We start from the raw sequence: 257 nt of genomic DNA, 5'->3' as shown, positions 1-257 counted from the left end.
CCATGTGAAGGACAACCATTCACGCCGCGGCCTCCTGAAGCTCGTGTCGACGCGCCGCTCCCTGCTCGACTACATCAAGCGCAAGGACGAGGCGCGCTACAAGGCGCTGCTCGAAAAGCACAACATCCGTCGTTGATTTGAGAAGCACGCGCGCGAAGGTTCGCGCGCGTTTTCGCATGGTCGTCCGTGAACCCGGGCTTTCGAATTGTCGAAAGATGATCATGCGCAGCATGGCAGTCGCGCCATGCCAACTAGCG

At 59.9% G+C, this 257-nt stretch carries 1 protein-coding gene; it reads left to right on the top strand.

What is annotated here, in order from left to right:
* The first annotated feature begins 4 nt into the window (after positions 1-4).
* A complete protein-coding gene (locus ACZ3HH_RS30655) occupies positions 5-136 on the top strand; it encodes a 30S ribosomal protein S15 (RefSeq protein WP_465810429.1) in 132 nt (43 codons plus the stop codon).
* Positions 137-257: the final 121 nt, after the last annotated feature.

This window comes from Pseudomonas sp. PME37.24/025, from assembly GCF_055556615.1.
Note: the sequence above shows the minus strand (reverse complement) of the source record. Positions and strands in the feature narration are given on the sequence as shown.